Source organism: Cryobacterium frigoriphilum (assembly GCF_004403305.1).
GTDB classification, from domain to species: domain Bacteria; phylum Actinomycetota; class Actinomycetes; order Actinomycetales; family Microbacteriaceae; genus Cryobacterium; species Cryobacterium frigoriphilum.
On the sequence record NZ_SOHE01000016.1, the window covers coordinates 198,865 to 215,745 of the forward strand.

Sequence of the window (16,881 nt, forward strand, 5' to 3'; positions counted from 1 at the left end):
CGTCGCCAGCGGAAATTGTCGTTGGGCGGTGCGAGTTCCAACCTGACGGATGGGCGTTTGCGGGTCGCGGCGGATGCCGTGCGGGACTAACGTGTGGGCGTGCCCGCTGCTGTGGTTGACGCCCGGAGCGCTCACGCCGCCGGCGTGCAGCGCCTTGTGGCGAGCTATCGGGCCGCCCCCGCGACGGCCCCGATCCGACTGGCCAAGCGCACCTCGAATCTGTTCCGAACCCGAGCCAACGCCGGCGCTGCAGGCCTCGACACGTCGGGATTGACCGGTGTCATCTGCGTCGACGTGGAGGCCCGAACCGCCGACGTCGAAGGCATGTGCAGCTACGACGACCTCGTCGCCGAGACCCTGCGTTATGGCCTGGCGCCGTTGGTCGTTCCGCAGCTGAAGACCATCACCCTCGGTGGTGCGGTCACCGGCCTTGGCATCGAGTCGACCTCGTTCCGCAACGGTCTGCCGCACGAGTCGGTACTCGAAATGGACATCCTGACCGGCGGCGGAGAGGTGGTCACCGCATCGCCCGACGAGAACAGCGAGCTGTACCGCGCCTTTCCCAACTGCTACGGAACCCTGGGCTACGCGGTGCGGCTGCGCATCGAGCTCGAACCGGTCGCACCGTTCGTGGCGCTCACGCACGTGCGCTTTCACTCGCTCGTCGACCTGATGACGGCCATGGACGCCATCATGGCGAGCGGCAGCCTCGACGGTGTTGCCGTGGACTACCTCGACGGTGTCGTCTTCGGCGCCGACGAAAGCTACCTGTGCGTGGGCCGGCAGACCGGCACACCCGGCCCGGTGAGTGACTACACCGGCCAACAAATCTATTACCGTTCCATTCGCCACGAGGGTGGCGCGACAACGGATCGCCTCACGATTCACGACTACCTGTGGCGCTGGGACACCGACTGGTTCTGGTGTTCCGAAGCGTTCGGCGCGCAGCATCCGCTCATTCGCCGGATTTGGCCCGGGCGCTATCGGCGCAGCAGCACCTACTCGAGGCTGATGAAGATCGAACAGCGGTTTCAGATCGGCGACCGCATCGAGCAACTGCACGGCCGACCGCCCCGCGAGCGAGTCGTGCAAGACGTGGAGATACCGGCGTCGCGGTGCGTGGAATTTCTCGAGTGGTTTCTGAGCACGGTGCCGATCACGCCGATCTGGTTGTGTCCGCTGCGCCTGCGGAGTGACGAGCGCTGGCCGCTCTACCCGATGCGGCCCGGGCAGGACTACATCAACGTGGGGTTCTGGTCGACGGTGCCGGTGGGGCCTGCCCCCGGCGAGACCAACACGGGGGAAAGCAACCGCCGCATCGAAGACAAGGTCGGCGAGCTTGACGGGCACAAGTCGCTCTATTCCGACTCCTATTACTCCCGGCGGGACTTCGACGAACTCTACGGCGGCGAAACCTACCGGGCCGTGAAGAAGAGCTACGACCCCGACTCCCGACTCCTCGACCTCTACTCCAAGGCGGTGCAGCGACGATGACCACGTTCAAGGACCCTGCGACGAAGTCGACGACGGCGACGGATGCGCCGGCGGCGCATCTCACCCTCGCCCAGATACTGGAGGTGCTGGCAGGTGGTCGACTCCCGGTGCGGTTCACCGCCTACGACGGGAGTTCGGCGGGGCCGCCCGACGCCCCGCTCGGGCTCGATCTCGTGACCCCCCGCGGAACGACCTACCTGGTCACGAGCCGCGGCGACCTCGGACTGGCCCGCGCCTATATCGCCGGCGACCTCGAGCTGCACGGGGTTCACCCCGGAGATCCGTACGAATTGCTCAAGGCACTGGCCGAGAGTCTGGTGTTCACCCGGCCGTCGGCGCGCACGATGGCGGACATCATCCGCTCTATCGGGGTGCGGCGGCTGCTCCCGATCGCGCCGCCACCGCAGGAGGCACAGCCCCGCTGGCGCCGCGTCGCCGCGGGACTCCGGCACAGCAAGACCCGGGATGCCGACGCGATCCACCATCACTACGACGTCTCGAACACGTTCTACGAGTGGGTGCTGGGGCCGTCGATGACGTACACCTGCGCCTGCTACCCCCGCGCCGACGCCTCCCTCGACGAGGCCCAAGAGAACAAGTACCGCCTCGTGTTCGAGAAGTTACGGCTTGTGCCGGGCGACCGGATGCTCGATGTCGGGTGCGGGTGGGGCGGCATGGTGCGCTACGCCGCACGCCGCGGCGTGCGAGCCACCGGCGTGACGCTCTCGATCGAGCAGGCCGCCTGGGCCCAGCGGGCCATCGCCGCCGAGGGGCTGAGCGATCTGGCGGAGGTGCGTTTCGGGGACTACCGCGACATCGCGGAATCCGGCTTTGACGCGGTCTCGTCGATTGGCTTGCTCGAGCACATCGGCGTGCGCAACTATGCCGCGTATTTCGGCTTTCTGCAGTCCCGGGTTCGCCCCGGAGGCCTGCTGCTCAACCACTGCATCACCCGGCCGGAGAACCAGAGCGAAGCGGCGACCCGCGGCTTCATCGACGCGTACGTCTTTCCCGATGGGGAGCTCACCGGTTCGGGCCGCATCATCAGCGCAGCGCAGGATGCGGGCTGGGAGCTGCTGCACGACGAGAACCTGCGTCAGCACTACGCGCTGACCCTGCGTGACTGGGGCGCCAACCTGGTCGAGCATTGGCACGAGGCGGTCGCCGAGGTCGGGCTGCCCACCGCAAAGGTGTGGGGGCTGTACATGGCGGGCTCGAGGCTCGCGTTCGAGAGCAACGGGATCCAGTTGCACCAGGTGTTGCTGGCCAGGCCCGACGATCGCGGTGGTGACGGCGGGCATCCGCTCCGACCGTGGTGGACGCCGTAGCCGCTGCTCGTTATGGGCCGAGGCGCGCTTGAGGGCTTACGGGCCCAGGACAGAGAGCGGGATGACCCGGACCCCGTCTGCGCGCGTGTAGGCATACCGGCCGGTCGTGATGACGATGAGCGCCTGCGGGACTCCGACCTTGCCGGTGTCGACCTTGGCCGTGAACTTCAGCAGTGCTGCGGCGCCCTCGTCTGCCGTGGCCTCGCCCAACTTGATCTCGATCACAGCCCAGGTGCCGTCGCTGAGCGAGATTATCGCGTCGACTTTCAGGCCTGAATCAGGTTTTAGGGGAAGGTTTGACGAGGACTGTCAGGGACGTTTGCGGGGAGTCCCGGTGACGGTCAGCGCGCTGACAGGAACTCGAGGGTGCGGCTGATCACGACATCGGGTCGTTCCTCGGCAATGTAGTAGCCGGTGCCCGGGACATGCTCGAAGGTCAAGTCGTCGACGTAGGCTTCGGAGCCGTCGAGGATTTGCGGGTGGTGCCGCGTCGGATCGTCGTTGCCGTAGAGAACGGTTCCGTAGAGCGAGAGGGTCGGTGTCTGGAGGCGCAGGTCGTGGTAGGCGCCCGCACCGCTGCGTTTCGCCTCGCGCAGGATGAAGTGCCGGTACAGGGCGGATCCGGCGCGCGCTCGCGCCGGATCCGTGAGCGGCGACACGAAAACGTCGAGGTCTGCTCGGGAATACACCGATGGGTCACACGTGTCGCTGGACATCAGCCAGCGCGGCAGGCGCCCCCGGCGCAGAAGCCACGGCCCGAGACCCGGCACGGCGATCGCGAACATCGGCCAGATCCGCCAGATGTAGAGAAGAGCCCGAAGGTGCAGTTCTGGGTACGGGTGGGGGGTCGCGAGATTGACGAACCGCCCGACTCGGTGTGGGTGCGCCAGACACAAGCGATAGCCGACGAGGCCACCCCAGTCATAGCCGAGAATATCGACCTTCTCCAGGTGCAGCGCGTCGAGCAGGGCGGTGATATCCGCCACCAGCTGGTCGCTCGTGTAGCCGTCGGGCGGGGCATCCGTCCAGCCGGCTCCGCGCAGATCCGGGCAGATCACCCGGTAGTGCGCGGCGAGGGCGGGGATCACCTTGCGCCAGGCCCACCAGTGTTGGGGAAACCCGTGCAGCAGCAGCAGCGGGTCGCCGGATCCGGCTTCGGCCACGTGCATGCGCAGCCCGGGGAGGTTGACAAAACGGTGTTGCACGCCTGCGAGTGTCGGCAACTCGGGCGCGGTGTGGATGCTGGTCATGGCACTTCTCCTCACGTGTGCCGACCATAATACTACGTTCGTAGTATCCCGTCACCCGGTCGACGGCAGGGAGCGTTTATAGTGACTGCATGGTCAGTACGCGCGATCGGGCACTGACAGCCGCCGTCGAAGTTCTCGGCAGCCAAGGCCTGCGCTACCTCACGCACGCCCGCATTGACGACGGTGCCGGCCTGCCGCGCGGCTCAACCTCGAACTACTTCCGCACCCGCGCCGCCCTCATCGCGGGGGTCATCGACTGGGTGGCGCGGCACGAGCTGGGCGACATCGACCCGGGCTTCGACCCTGCCGTGTCAACACCGGACGACCTCGTCGATGCCTTCTGTGACCTGGTCACACTGCAGACCGGCCCCGCCCGGGTGCGCACGATCGCCCGCTACCTCCTGTTTCTCGAGGCTGCCCGTGGCGGTGACGAATTTCGAGCCCCCCTCGTCGCCAATCGCGGGCTCTTCGAGCAGTGGACCACGTCGACCCTGGCCGCGCTGGGCGCACCGCACCCGAAGACCGCGGCCCTCGCTCTGATGGCGTTCGGCGAGGGGCTGATTCTGCACCGTCTCACGGTCGATGACAGCGCCGAGACCCGCCCCGCGATTGCCCTTGTTGTGCGTGCCTGTCTGGCGCCAGAGCCGGGCCCCACGTCGGAGCCACAGCCAGGGCCACTGGGAGACTAGGGTGTGGGCGTCGGATCGTCGCCGCGGAAGGAGGCGATCGCGATGAGGCGGCGCAGCACGTCGAGGTCGATGTCGTCGAGTTTTCGCACGTAGACGCAGCCCGCGCCCTCAGTGTAGGTGCCGAGCTGCGGCAACAGGGCGGCTCCCTCCGGGGTGTCTTTCAGCCCGTAGATCGACAGTTGCGCCTTGCGCGGCGAGAAGCCCGTCTTCATCCAGTCGCCGTTCGAGCGGGGATTTGAGGGCGACACGTAGTGGTAGCTGCCGTAGCCCACAATCGACGGGCCCCAGAGAACGGGGTCGTCGCCCGTCACCTCTCGGAAGATTGCGGCGAGGGTCAAGCCGTCTGCGCGGCGGCGGGCGGGCGTTGCCGCGTCGAGGAAATCGTTGACGGAGGCATCCGTCGGCTGTGTCTTATTCTCGGCCATGGCCCCAGTATTGCGCGTTCAGGCCTGATCGCGCGGATAATCGGGGATTTCCGTGACGACCGGCCGGCGCGCTCAGGTGCCGCCGCGGAGTGCGGTGATCGGCTCGATGTTCGAGGCCCTGACCGCGGGATAGGCGCCTGCGGCCAGGCCGACGACCGTGCCCAGCAGGGCGGCGCCGATGGCGACGAGGGGGTCGAGAATGGGAGTCCATCCCTGCGTGAGCGACACCACGACGACCGCGAACACCCCGAGTGCCGCGCCGATCAGGCCGCCGAGCAGGCCGATCACGGCCGACTCCACGATGAACTGCCGCGCAATGTCGCGCTTGGTCGCCCCGAGGGCCCGACGCAAACCGATCTCGCCGACGCGCTCCATGACGGAGAGCAGGGTGACGTTGGCGATGCCCAGACCACCGGCCAGCAGGGCGAGAATGCCGAGGGTCAGAAAGACGATGTTGACGTCGGCCTGAATGTCGTCCTGCAGCGACGACGCCGTGGCGGGCGCCTGCACCGTGAAGTTCTCTGGTGCACCGGAATCGAGGGCGATCGGCGCCTGGCGAGCGACGAGAGTGCCCGCGCCGACATCGATCTGCACGTGCAGTTCGGCGGCAGCGGTCAGGCCGAAGTCGGCTCGTGCCGTATTCAGCGGCAGGATGACCGCGTCGAGCAGGTTGGCGCGCCGCTCGACGCCATCGATGATGCCGATGACGGTATATGGCACCTCGCCGATGAAGATCGACGGCTGCCGGTCGACCCGGTTGATTGCGAGGGTCTCGGCGGCCCGCGACCCGAGCACGGCGACCCGGTCGGCTCGCTCGTCGTGACCGGCGTCGAAGTAGCGCCCGGTGACGACCTCGCCGCGCACGGCGGCGAGCAGACCCGGCGACGTGGCGATGACGGCGGGACTGAGCGTCTGCGCGGCCGAGGGGTCGTTGACGGGAACGGAGGTGATGCGCTGGCCAACGACGTCGACCTCGGCCAGAAGACCGGCGCGTTGCACTCCGGCGAGGCGATCGACGCGCTCCGGGGCATCCCACGGCAGACGGCCGGTCGCCTGCTCGGCCCCGCTCGAGGTGCGGGTCGACCCCGGTTCGATCAGGATCTGGGTCGCCGAGACGGCGTCGAACTGCTGGGAAATCTGGCCGGCCGCGGTCTGCGCGAACCCGATCGTGACCACGAGGGAGGCGATGCCCAGCACCGTGCCGAGGGTCGTCATCACGAGCCGGCTGGGGCGGGCGCCCACGCCGTAACTCGCCTCGACCAGCAGATCCTGCACCGAGAACCGGTCGGCGCGGCGGATGACCGGAACGATGCTGGCCGCATCCGGGGCCGCTTGCGACTGCGGTTCAGCGGATGCCTGCGGCTCGGCGCCAGACGTATCAGCGGGGAACCCGACCGAGGCGGCGGTGCCTGCGGAGCGGCGGCGCAGCATCCGCTTGCCGAAGAGGGTCACGACAGCTCGCTCAGGCGGCCGTCGGTGATGCGCACGCGGCGCTCGGCTCGATCGCTCACGGCCTGGTCGTGCGTGATGACGATGAGGGTGAGGCCGTCGGCGTGCAGCTCTTCGAAGAGGTCCATGACCTCACCGCCGGTGGTCTCGTCGAGGTTTCCGGTGGGTTCGTCGGCCAGCAGCAGCTCGGGCGAGGCGACGACGGCGCGCGCCACGGCGACCCGCTGTCGTTCGCCGCCGGAGAGGGTGCCGGGCCGAAAATCGAGGCGATGCCCCAGGCCAACCCGGTCGAGGGCGGTGCGGGCGCGGTTGTCGCGTTCGGTGCGCGGCACACCGCTGTAGAGGGTGGCGAGCAGCACATTGTCGAGCACGGTGCGGTGCGGCAGCAGATGGAAGGCCTGAAAGACGAAGCCGATGGTGCCGCCGCGCACGATGGCGCGCTGCTTCTCGTCGAGCAGGCTCGTGTCGCGGCCGTCGAGGTGGTACTCGCCGACGCTCGGCCGGTCGAGCAGACCGAGGAGGTTGAGCATGGTCGACTTGCCCGAACCGCTCGGGCCCACGATCGACAGGTAGTCGCCGCGCTCCACCCGCAGGTTGACCGATTTCAGGGCCTGAACCTCGGGCGGGCCGGGAAAGGACCGCGTGACGTTGACCAGTTCGACGACGGGGGCCGCGATCACCGGCCCATCACCGGCCCACCACGACGAGGTCGCCGGCGGCCAGTGAACCGTCGATTGCGGTGATCTCGACGAATCCCTCGGCCGCGAGTCCGGTCGTGACCTCGACCAGCACGGTCTCGGCGCCGTCGCCCGGGTCGAACTCGACGCGGGATTCACCACCGGGGCCCGCGGTGAGCGCGGCGAGCGGAACGGCGAGCACCTCGCCCTCGGTCGAGCTCACCGGGATGCGCACCCGCACGTTGCTGCCCTGCACGGCCTGGATCTGCTCGTCGGTGAGCGCATCCGGGGCGAACAGAACGGTGAAGCGGCCGCTCGCTGCTGCACTACTCGTTGCGGCACCGCTGGCCGGTTCGGCGGGCACTATCGAGGAGATGGTGGCGGTCTGGTCGCCGTCGGGCATGGCGAGAATGGCCGGCGCGCCGACGCTGAGCAGCGCGGCATCGCTCGCGGTCGCCGATCCCGAGATGACCAGGGTCGCGCCCGAGACCCGCATGACCGGCCCGGTGATGCTCGATCCGCGCTTCACGCTGATCTCGTCGACGCGCCGCGGGAGGCCGGGCAGGTACAGTACTTCACCGGCCGGCAGGTAGGCGAGCGCGCCGTCGCGGGCGTCGCTCAGGGCGTCTGCGGCGCGGGTCAGCTCGGCCTTGGCGGCGGTGACGGCGGCCTGCTCGGCGCTCGCGTCGCGCGGGGCCAGGGCCTGGTCTCGGCGCGCGACGGCCAGGGTGACGGCCTCGCCGGCATCCGCTATCTCATTGGGCGTACCGCCAGCCCGGGCGGAAGCGAGTGCCCGCTCGGCGCTGCGCACGAGGTTGCCCTGCTCGAGTACGTCGACGTTCGACGCGGCGCCCTGCACGATGGTGAGGGCTCCGGCGGCGTTGTCAACGGATGCCTGCGCACTCGTGACGCCGGCCTCGGCGCTGCTCACCGCGCTCGCCACCTCGGTGCCGCCGGTGGGTGCCGGGTAGCCGACCCTGGCGTAGAGCGCGGTGACCGCGCTCGCGGTCTGGGCGTCGAACACGTCGGAGTCGAGAGAGCCGGCATCGATCCCGGCCGCGCTGAGGCCCTGCTTGAACTGCAGCACATCGGGGCCGGAGACACCGACCCGCAGGGTGCGGTAGACCGGCAGATCCCCGGGCAGCACGATCACCGGGCGCCCGGCGACCTCGAGCGCGATCGAGGCGGTGTCGAAGATGGCGGCGACCTCGGGAACCTGCCCGGTGACGATAGGCGGGCCGGCGAGCTCGCCGGTTTCGATCGACACCTCCACCGAGTCGGCGTAGGTCGCATCACCGCGCATGGTCACGTCGTTGGCGAGCCTGCGGTTTTCGATGGGAACGGTGATGAGGCCGGCGGCGGGGGCCTCGGCATTCGCTGCGGCCTGCCCGGGCGAGACGATCAGCTGGCCGAGCCCGAGACCGGCCACGAGCGCGACGATGGCGACGGTGGCCATGACCCAGATCACCCGGTTGCCGGCGAACAGACGGCGCCAGCCCTGGCTGCCGGACCGCGCGGACTCGCCGGCCTGGTCAGCGGCCTCGGCGCCGGCGGCCTCACTGGCCTCGTCGGTGGCTGGCTCTGCGGCTGTGCGTCGACCGAGCAGGCGTGACACCTAGTTGCCTTGCTCGTAGTCCGCGATGAGCGCGTCGAGCTCGGCCTTGTGATCGGTGATGAACTGCTCTTCGAGTTCGAACTGCACCTGCAGCGATGCGTCGGTGTAGTCGATCTCTTCGGCGCAGGTGTAGTCGACCATGGCGAGGGCGAGCTCCTTCTCGCGCATGTCGGCGAGGGTCTGCTCGTCGGGACCGGTCTCGGTGTTTTCCTCATAGAGCGCGTTGGAGTCGTTCATGATCGATTCCTGGGCATCTGCCTTCTTGGTGAAGGTCGCGTAGCCGGCATCCGCCATGCAGGCGGCCCACTCGGCGTCGAGGGCGACGAGCGTCGGAGAGGCCTGCGCTTCTTCGTACATGGCGGTCATGGCGGTGAAGAGGGCCTCGTGCTCGTCTTCTGACGGCTGGTCGCCCGTGACTTGCTGACCGGCGAAACCCTGGCAGCCGGATGTCTCCCAGTCGTATTCGTAGGAACCGTCTTCGCCCAGCTCGTCCTCGGTCGGCTGAACGCCGTAGAGCACCTCGTAATAGGCGGCCTGCTCGCTCTGCGAGAGGCTCATCACGTAGTCCTGGTTGGGGTCGACGAACTCCTCTGACTGCTCGGTCTGGGCGGCGATCTGCTCGGGGGACTGGCTCATGCCGTAGCCGTTCTCGGCCACCCACTTCTCGGTGCCGTATTCCGCACCGGTTTCCGTCATCGTGCCGCTGTACGCAGCGCTGTCGACCGGAACGTAGTCGAAACCCTCGTCGGCCATGCAGGTGGCGATGATCTCCTCCTGGTCATTCTGCTGGGCGAGGACCGACTCCTCGTCGTAGCCTTCGGACATCGCCGACATGTACGTCGACAGCGGGCCCTCGGCCGCGTCCAGCGCGGTGTCGGCCTTCTCGGCGCTGCACCCCGCCAGGGCTAACGACAGAAAAACCGTGGTGGCGACGGTCGTGAGCAGTGAGCGATGGCGCATGAAGATCCCCTTTGAATGTGCAGTACTACAGTAACCATACCGGATAGCCCGTTTGTCCCTCTTTCGGGGGACTGACCACCGAGGCTGCGGGTAGACTCGTCGTCTAGTACGCGCAGGAGCGGAGCGTGGTTGCCGCCCCATGTCTCGATCAGCCGCCACCGACGAGCCCCAGGAGTCGCCAGCATGGATACCCTTCCCGCACACCTGCACGACACATACATCGCCCGCTACGCTCCGGGACTTGCCGCGAAGTATCGTCGCAACCACTTCATCCTGGCGGGGGCAATGATCGCGGTGCTGCTCGCCGGTCTCGTATTCACGATCCTCGGCGAAGTGGGTACCGGGATCTATGTCACCATCGGGGTCATGATGGTCGCTTTTCCGAGCCTGCTCTTGATCTCGGGGCGCGAGCTGGAAACCCGCTGGAGTTCGGATGACCGGCTCGCCATCGCGATCGGTGAGGCCGGGGTCGTGCTTCCCTGCCTCGGGCTGATCGGCTGGAGCGAACTGACGTCTATCGTGGTCTACGACAATTCCCTGGCCTACCGGAAGCGTTCCCTGGGAGCCACGACAACGAAGATGATGGGCCTGGACATGCCGATGTATGTCGACTTTCACGTCGCCGATTCGGAGGCCCTGCTGGTGCGCGAAGCCAATCCGGGTGCGTCGAACCCGCGGGGACTGCGCCGAGTGGCGGACAGGAACCTGAAGTTCACCGGCTTCAAGGGTGTGCAGGGCGAGGGCATGCTGGATCCCACCTTCCAGAGCGCCGTTCGCGTTCTTGTGGCCGAGGCCGAGAGCCGTGGCATTCCGGTGGAGATTCGGGTTCCGGCGAACGTGGACACCTATCGGCGGTAGACGCGGTAGGCCTGCGGATGCCTCGGTGGCGGATGCCGCGGCATCCGCCACCGAGGCATCCGCCCGCTTCCAGCCCCGTACCATTCGACGGAGTTAGCGCCCGAACACCGGGATTCCCGGCCCACACCCGTCGATAAGGAGCTCAACACCGTCGAATGGTACGCGGGCCGGGCGGTGCACGCGGCCGAATGGACACTTAAGTGCCCATTCGGACACTTAAGTGCCAGACCTGTCACTAAAGTGGGAGTAGACGACGTGTGCCCTATGTGGCTGAGTGTCCGGAGGAGGAACGGAAATGAACCTCAGCGAGCCGTTGAGCGCCATAGTTTCAGGACTTGATGCTCCTGTCTTGCGTGTGCTGAGTCGAACGACACAGCCGCTGTCCGGGTCGCGTATTGCGGCACTGGCCGAAAAATCTGTCGCGGGTGTCAGAAAGTGTCTGGGGCGTCTTGTGGAGCAAGGGACCGTCATTGTGCATCAGGCGGGTCCGTCCCTGATGTACGTAGCCAATCGTGAGCACCTCGCTTGGGCTGGCATCCAGGCCGCCGTCGACGTGGCGGACGCGCTACTCAGAGAGCTCGAAGGCCGGATCGTTCAGGAGTTAGAGATTTACGTTGGCCGAGAGATCGGAGATCGGTGCACTCTTGCCGTATTCGGCTCGGTGGCCAGGGGCACGAGCACCCCGCAGAGCGACCTGGATCTTCTCGTTCTCTGTCCGGACGAAATCGATACTGAGCAGGTCGATCGGTTCGTTGACTCGGTTCAGAACCAAGTCAAGCGCTGGACGGGAAATACGTGCAACATTCTGACCGTGAACCAGCGTCGGTTTGCGCAGCTGAAAGCAGGCCACGACCCGCTATGGGAATCGTGGCGAGATGAGGCTCGTACCTTTCACGGACCGGAGTTGCGGCTCATCTTGTCGGACGCGATAGCGGCCGGGTGACCCTGTGGCCCGAACGAAACGACTGACACCAGCGGATATCCGCCAGCGCGCGGGTTCTGCTCAGGAACACCTGCAAGTCGCCCTGGAGCGTGAAGAACTCATTCTGGGCACAACGGAACCCTCGGCGGCCGCGCAAGTGTGTGCATCCAATGCGATATCGGCTGGTATCGCGGCCGCTGATGCTATCTGCGGAGCGGTCCTGGGGAGTGCTCGTCTGATCAGAGCCACTCCCTTGCCGTCGAACTGCTAGCCACGGTCAGACCGAATGGCCCTGCGTTAGCGAAGCGACTTCAGAAGCTCCTGGTGGACGAAACGCTCCTGCAGTACGGGGGATATTGCACTCCAGACGTGGCGAGCAAGATGGTTCATTCTGCCCGCGACTTGGTCGCCGCGATGGAGTCGTTCGGAATCCGTACCTGACCTGTACCGGCATCGCAATGGAAGCCCGAGCAACGCCGACACGTGATCTCGCGGGGCTAGTGGCCGGTGTCGACGAGCTTGAGGCCGACGATGCAGCCGACGAGGCCGAGGATGAGCAGCACCTTGATGAGCGAGGCGGGTTCGCCGCCGAAGATCATCGCGTAGAGCACGGTGAGCGAGGCGCCGATGCCGACCCAGACGGCGTAGGCGGTGCCGACGGAGATGTCGCGCATGGCGAAGGCGAGGCCGGCCATGCTGATGACGAGGGCGACGCCGAAGACGACGGTCGGCCAGAGTTTGCTGAAGCCCTCTGACTTGCCGAGCGCGGTCGCCCAGACGGCTTCGAGAATGCCGGAGGCGATGAGGATGATCCAGGACATGGTGTGCTCCACTGGCCAGTCTTGTCGCGTGCCGGGTACTGGTCCCTCGTCCGGAGCCGCATCGCGCGGCTTGGGGTCAGCCTACCGGGGGAGTGTGTGCACAGGCTGGGCAAGTCAGGGCTGCAGGTAGGCCAGTTGGGCGCGCACGGAGGCCTCGGCGGCGAAGCGCACCGTGGCATCCGTTTCGGCGTAGACCAGATCGGTGACCTGCGCGAGCGTCGCGTGCGGCCCGATCTGGGCGAGGGCCAGGCGCACCTGCTCGAGGCGGTCATAGCGGTGCGCGAGGTAGGCGGCGCAGATGACTGCGAGGTCGGGCAGCACCGGGCCGTGGGCGGGCAGCACGGTCGCCGAGCCGAGCGCGCGCAGGGTCTCGAGCGAGGCGAGGTACTCGCGCAGGGTGCTGTCGGGATGGCCGACGACGGTCGTGCCGCGGCCGAGAACGGTGTCGCCGGTCAGTACGGAACCGTGCGGGCCGTCGCCCGGCAGGTACAAGCACACGGAGTCGGCGGTGTGCCCCGGTGTCGCGAGAACCCGGATGCTCACCCCGGCCGCCTCGATCAGCTCGCCCGGCACGAGGGGGTCGCCGCCGATGCAGTAGGCCGGATCGAGGGCCCGAACGGGCGCGCCGGTCAGCTCGGCGAAGCGCGCGCTCGCCGCCGTGTGGTCGGCGTGGTGGTGGGTGATGAGCACGAGGGCGACCGGTGCGGCGGCAGCGAGCCGGTGCAGGTGGGCCTCCACGAGAGGGCCAGGGTCGACGACGACGCACTGCTGCGCGCCGGGCGCCGCGATCAGATACGAATTGGTGCCGTCGAGGGTCATCGGCCCCGGGTTCGGGGCGAGCAGCCGGCGGGTGAGCGCGCTGGTCTGCTCCAAAACGGCAATCGGGCGGTCGGGGTGCGGGCGGATGCCGTCGGCGAGCATGTCCTGCAGCCTACCGGCACCGGGCGGATGCGCGTGAGGGAGGGTTAGAGTGAAACACCGTGCAGCGCGATGCGCGCTGAGGCTGGAGATTGCAATGGTGCGAGATACAGGTGTGAGCCCGGGTGCGGCGACATCGACGACGGATGCCGCGGATGCGGCGGAGGCGGCGGTGCCGACCCCGATCACGGGCGTCGCGGCGACCGTGGTGGTGCTGCGCGACGGGCCGGCCGGCCCCGAAGTGCTGCTGCTGGAGCGGCCGCGACACCGGGGGTCTTTTGCCGGCGCGTGGGTGTTTCCCGGCGGCTCGGTGGATCCGGAAGACAGGGTGGGCGACGACGCGGGCAGCGGCGAGGAGCCGGGCGTGCGTCGGGCCGCGGTGCGCGAGGTGCGCGAAGAGGCCGGGCTTGAGCTGCCGCCGGATTCACTCGTGGCGCTCAGCTGCTGGGTACCGCCCGAGGGTATCCCGAAGCGCCTGCGTACCTGGTTCTTTCTTGCCCCCGACCCCGGCGGGCCGCTCATCCTCGCGCCGGAGGAGTGTGTGGACTCGGCCTGGCTGCGGCCGCTGGATGCGCTCGACCGGCACGCATCCGGTGAGCTGCGCCTCGTGCCGCCGACCTGGGTGACCCTGACCGGGCTGGCCGGGCGGGCATCCGTCGCCGAGATTCTGGCCGGCGCGCGCGAGCCCGAGCAGTATGCGACACGGGCGGGCACGACCGTGACCGGCACCACCTTCTTCTGGGCGGGGGACGTGGCCGCGGCCGACGATGCGCTCGCCGAAGCGGATGGCGGCCGTCACCGCCTCGAGGTCGGCGCGCTGCCGTGGGTGTACCAGCGTTCGGGTGTCGGAGGTGCGCGATAGGGTGAGCGAGCGCACGGGTCGTTCGGCCGTGCGGGCGCCCCAGACCAGCAGGGCCTGAGCGAACCATCGGAGGCACATGTCGATTTTCGGTTCCCGTGATGTCGCGGCTGAGCCTGCCGCGGCCGCTGAGTCCGTGCCTGCTGAGTCCGTGCCCGCTGTGCCTGCTGAGCCTGCTGTGCCTGGCAGGCCCGCCGTTCCGGCGCTCTCGATTCGCGGGCTGGGCAAACGCTTCGGTGACGTGATCGCGGTCAATGGCATCGACCTCGACGTTCCGGTCGGCTCCTTCTACGGCCTGGTCGGGCCGAACGGTGCCGGCAAGACCACGACCCTGTCGATGGCGACCGGGCTGATGCGGCCCGAGATGGGCACCATCCGCATTCACGGGATCGATGTCTGGCAGCATCCGCTCGAGGCCAAACGCCTGGTCGGCGTGCTCGCCGACGGAGTGCGGCTCTTCGACCGGTTGACCGGTGAACAGCTCGTCACCTACTCCGGACTGCTGTCGGGCATGGACCGCCCGACCGTCGCCGGCCGCGTCGCCGACCTGCTGCGCATGCTCGACCTCGAGGCCGCGGCCGGCACCCTGGTCGTGGACTACTCCGCCGGCATGACCAAGAAGATCGCTTTGGCCTGCGCCCTCGTGCACGCGCCCAGGCTGCTCGTGCTCGACGAGCCCTTCGAATCGGTCGACCCGGTCTCGGCGGCGAACATTCGCGACATTCTGACCGGCTACGTGCGCACCGGGGGCACGGTCATCGTCTCCAGCCACGCCATGGACCTCGTGCAGCGGATGTGTGACCACGTCGCCGTGATCAGCGCCGGCCGGGTACTCGCCGCGGGCACGATCGACGAGGTGCGGCAGGGCGCGAGCCTCGAAGACCGCTTCGTGCAACTCGTCGGCGGCCGCCGCCACGCGGAGGGTCCGGAGTGGCTGAACGTCTCGCAGGATCTGCCGCTGGAGACGCCCTAGTGGTCAGGCATCTGCTGGCCCTGCGCTTTCTGGTTCTGAAAAACACGCTGCGGCGCAGCCCCTGGCAGCTGGTGGGCGTGATCTTCGGCGCGGTCTACGGGGTGGGGTTGCTCGGCGGTGGGCTGCTCGGTCTCATCGCCCTCAGCACCCAGCCGGCCGAGGTCGCCGGCACCATCGTGACCCTCGGCGGATCGCTGCTGTTGCTCGGCTGGGTGCTGATTCCGCTGCTCGCGAGCGGGGTCGACCAGACCCTCGACACCCTCAAGCTGCGCACCTTTCCGATTCGGCTCAACACCCTGCTGCTGGGACTGTTCGTCTGCGGCGTGCTCGGAGTGCCGGGCGTGGTGACCCTGCTGCTCGCGCTCGCGACGGCGGCAACGTGGTGGCAGCATCCGCTGGTCGCGCTCGCCGCCGTGATCTGCGCGCTCGTGGCCGTGGCGACCTGCGTGGTCGGGTCGCGCATGGTCGTGAGCCTGAGCTCGGTGTTCTCGTCGGGCCGCCGGTTCAGAGAGGTCGCGGGCCTGATCGGCCTGATTCCGCTCGTGCTGGCCGGCCCGATCATCGGTTATTTCACGGCCGGCATCGGCGGCGGGCCGATGGGGGACTTCACCGCGCTCGCCAACGCCCTGGGCTGGACCCCGTTTGGCGTTATCTGGGCGGTGCCCGCCGAGCTCGCGGCCGGGCACTACGGGCTCGCCGCGATCAGGTTCGTACTCGGTGTTGGCGTGCTGCTCGTCGCCACGCTTCTCTGGCGCCGTGGCCTCGCCGTTGAGCTCGTCACCCCGCCGCACACCGCGAACCGAACCTCGGCGCCCGGCAAGCTCGGATTCTTCGCCCGGCTGCCGGCCACGCCCGCGGGCGCCGTGGCCGCCCGCTCACTGACCTACTGGACGCGCGACCCCCGCTACCTGCGACAGCTGGTATCACTCATCGTCGCCCCGGCGCTGATGATCTTCTACTCCATTCTGTTTAATTCGCTCGGCTACCTCAACGCCATCGGGCCGATCGTTGCACTCGTGCTGTCGCTGGCCATCTTCAGCGACGTGTCCTATGACAGCACCGCCTTCGCGTCACACCTCTCGTCGGGTCTGCGCGGCGTCGACGACCGTCTCGGCCGGGTCTGGGCGATCGCGATCTTCGCGGTACCGGTCGTACTCATCGTGGATGTCGTATCCGTCGCCTTCTCGGGGGCGTGGGCCCTGCTGCCGGGCATTCTGGGGCTGTCGATCGGGCTGTTGCTGAGCGGATTCGGGCTCTCGAGCGTGACCAGCGCCACGGTCGTGGTGCCGGTTCCGGCTCCCGGCGACAGTCCCTTCAAGGCGCCGCCCGGCGCCGGATTCTCGAATGTGGCCTCGACGTTTGCGACCTGGGGCATTCTGCTGCTGCTCGTGCTGCCGGAGATCGTGCTGTTCACGATCGGCGCGGCGACCGGGCAGGCGGTGTGGGGCTGGCTCACCGTGCTGGTCGGCGTGGTGCTCGGCACGTTCTACCTGTGGCTCGGGGTGCGGCGCGGCGGCGCCCGACTCGACGCCCGCGGCGCCGACCTGTTCGAGAATCTGGTACGGCACGCCTGACCCGTGCCCGCCGCGCCGCCCGCCGCGCCGCCCCAGTGCCGGGGCCGCGTACCATTCGACGGAGTTCGA

Annotated in this window: 17 protein-coding genes and 1 riboswitch; of the genes, 8 read left to right on the forward strand and 9 right to left on the reverse strand. The window is 68.2% G+C overall.

From position 1 onward, the window contains the following. Positions 1-99: 99 nt before the first annotated feature. Together E3T55_RS03810 and E3T55_RS03815 are read left to right on the forward strand one after the other, a co-directional pair. Complete coding sequence (locus E3T55_RS03810) at positions 100-1,494, forward strand: FAD-binding oxidoreductase (RefSeq protein WP_134518226.1); 1,395 nt, start codon at positions 100-102, stop codon at positions 1,492-1,494. Next, positions 1,491-2,822, forward strand: coding sequence for a class I SAM-dependent methyltransferase (locus E3T55_RS03815; protein ID WP_134518227.1), 1,332 nt, complete (start codon positions 1,491-1,493; stop codon positions 2,820-2,822). The genes E3T55_RS03810 and E3T55_RS03815 overlap by 4 nt, the downstream gene beginning before the upstream one ends. Positions 2,823-2,858: 36 nt before the next feature. On the opposite strand, the gene E3T55_RS03820 is transcribed toward E3T55_RS03815, so the two are convergent. Both E3T55_RS03820 and E3T55_RS03825 read right to left on the reverse strand, forming a co-directional pair. After that, a complete protein-coding gene (locus E3T55_RS03820; protein WP_134518228.1) occupies positions 2,859-3,047 on the reverse strand; it encodes a NagC family transcriptional regulator in 189 nt (62 codons plus the stop codon). 116 nt (positions 3,048-3,163) lie between these two features. Further along, positions 3,164-4,072, reverse strand: a complete 909-nt coding sequence (locus tag E3T55_RS03825; RefSeq protein ID WP_166791662.1) for an alpha/beta fold hydrolase — start codon at positions 4,070-4,072, stop codon at positions 3,164-3,166. A gap of 89 nt (positions 4,073-4,161) precedes the next feature. On the opposite strand from E3T55_RS03825, the gene E3T55_RS03830 reads away from it, so the two are divergent. Beyond that, a complete protein-coding gene (locus tag E3T55_RS03830; RefSeq protein WP_134518229.1) occupies positions 4,162-4,761 on the forward strand; it encodes a TetR/AcrR family transcriptional regulator in 600 nt (199 codons plus the stop codon). On the opposite strand, the gene E3T55_RS03835 is transcribed toward E3T55_RS03830, so the two are convergent. The 5 genes from E3T55_RS03835 to E3T55_RS03855 form a co-directional block, all read right to left on the reverse strand. Continuing rightward, positions 4,758-5,186 carry a DUF1801 domain-containing protein gene (locus E3T55_RS03835; protein WP_134518230.1) on the reverse strand — a complete coding sequence of 143 codons (429 nt, stop codon included), beginning with the start codon at positions 5,184-5,186 and terminating at the stop codon, positions 4,758-4,760. The genes E3T55_RS03830 and E3T55_RS03835 overlap by 4 nt on opposite strands. Before the next feature lie 72 nt (positions 5,187-5,258). Further along, positions 5,259-6,638 (reverse strand): ABC transporter permease, encoded by a 1,380-nt coding sequence (locus E3T55_RS03840; protein WP_241992844.1) that lies wholly within the window; start codon positions 6,636-6,638, stop codon positions 5,259-5,261. Continuing rightward, a complete protein-coding gene (locus E3T55_RS03845; protein WP_134518231.1) occupies positions 6,635-7,315 on the reverse strand; it encodes an ABC transporter ATP-binding protein in 681 nt (226 codons plus the stop codon). Before E3T55_RS03845 ends, E3T55_RS03840 begins: the two co-directional genes overlap by 4 nt. A 7-nt stretch (positions 7,316-7,322) precedes the next feature. Then, positions 7,323-8,927 carry an efflux RND transporter periplasmic adaptor subunit gene (locus tag E3T55_RS03850; protein ID WP_241992845.1) on the reverse strand — a complete coding sequence of 535 codons (1,605 nt, stop codon included), beginning with the start codon at positions 8,925-8,927 and terminating at the stop codon, positions 7,323-7,325. Continuing rightward, positions 8,928-9,887, reverse strand: coding sequence for a hypothetical protein (locus E3T55_RS03855; protein ID WP_134518232.1), 960 nt, complete (start codon positions 9,885-9,887; stop codon positions 8,928-8,930). It abuts the gene before it with no gap. 183 nt (positions 9,888-10,070) lie between these two features. On the opposite strand from E3T55_RS03855, the gene E3T55_RS03860 reads away from it, so the two are divergent. Both E3T55_RS03860 and E3T55_RS03865 read left to right on the forward strand, forming a co-directional pair. Further along, on the forward strand, positions 10,071-10,745 hold the full coding sequence (locus tag E3T55_RS03860; RefSeq protein ID WP_134518233.1) for a hypothetical protein: 675 nt from the start codon (positions 10,071-10,073) through the stop codon (positions 10,743-10,745). Positions 10,746-11,040: 295 nt separating this feature from the next. After that, a complete protein-coding gene (locus E3T55_RS03865) occupies positions 11,041-11,688 on the forward strand; it encodes a nucleotidyltransferase family protein (protein WP_134518234.1) in 648 nt (215 codons plus the stop codon). Between the two features lie 476 nt (positions 11,689-12,164). Here E3T55_RS03865 and E3T55_RS03870 read toward each other — a convergent pair whose 3' ends face one another. Together E3T55_RS03870 and E3T55_RS03875 are read right to left on the reverse strand one after the other, a co-directional pair. Beyond that, complete coding sequence (locus tag E3T55_RS03870) at positions 12,165-12,488, reverse strand: DMT family transporter (protein ID WP_134518235.1); 324 nt, start codon at positions 12,486-12,488, stop codon at positions 12,165-12,167. 10 nt (positions 12,489-12,498) lie between these two features. After that, positions 12,499-12,563, reverse strand: a riboswitch (guanidine-III (ykkC-III) riboswitch). 39 nt (positions 12,564-12,602) lie between these two features. After that, positions 12,603-13,409: an MBL fold metallo-hydrolase gene (locus E3T55_RS03875; RefSeq protein ID WP_134518236.1), complete on the reverse strand. Its 807-nt coding sequence runs from the start codon at positions 13,407-13,409 to the stop codon at positions 12,603-12,605. Positions 13,410-13,503: 94 nt separating this feature from the next. On the opposite strand from E3T55_RS03875, the gene E3T55_RS03880 reads away from it, so the two are divergent. The 3 genes from E3T55_RS03880 (at position 13,504) to E3T55_RS03890 (ending at position 16,812) form a co-directional block, all read left to right on the forward strand. After that, complete coding sequence (locus E3T55_RS03880; RefSeq protein WP_134518237.1) at positions 13,504-14,268, forward strand: NUDIX hydrolase; 765 nt, start codon at positions 13,504-13,506, stop codon at positions 14,266-14,268. A 175-nt stretch (positions 14,269-14,443) separates the two neighbouring features. Further along, a complete protein-coding gene (locus E3T55_RS03885) occupies positions 14,444-15,238 on the forward strand; it encodes an ABC transporter ATP-binding protein (protein ID WP_241992846.1) in 795 nt (264 codons plus the stop codon). After that, positions 15,238-16,812, forward strand: coding sequence for a transporter (locus E3T55_RS03890; RefSeq protein ID WP_134518239.1), 1,575 nt, complete (start codon positions 15,238-15,240; stop codon positions 16,810-16,812). The genes E3T55_RS03885 and E3T55_RS03890 overlap by 1 nt, the downstream gene beginning before the upstream one ends. The last annotated feature ends 69 nt before the right edge of the window (positions 16,813-16,881 follow it).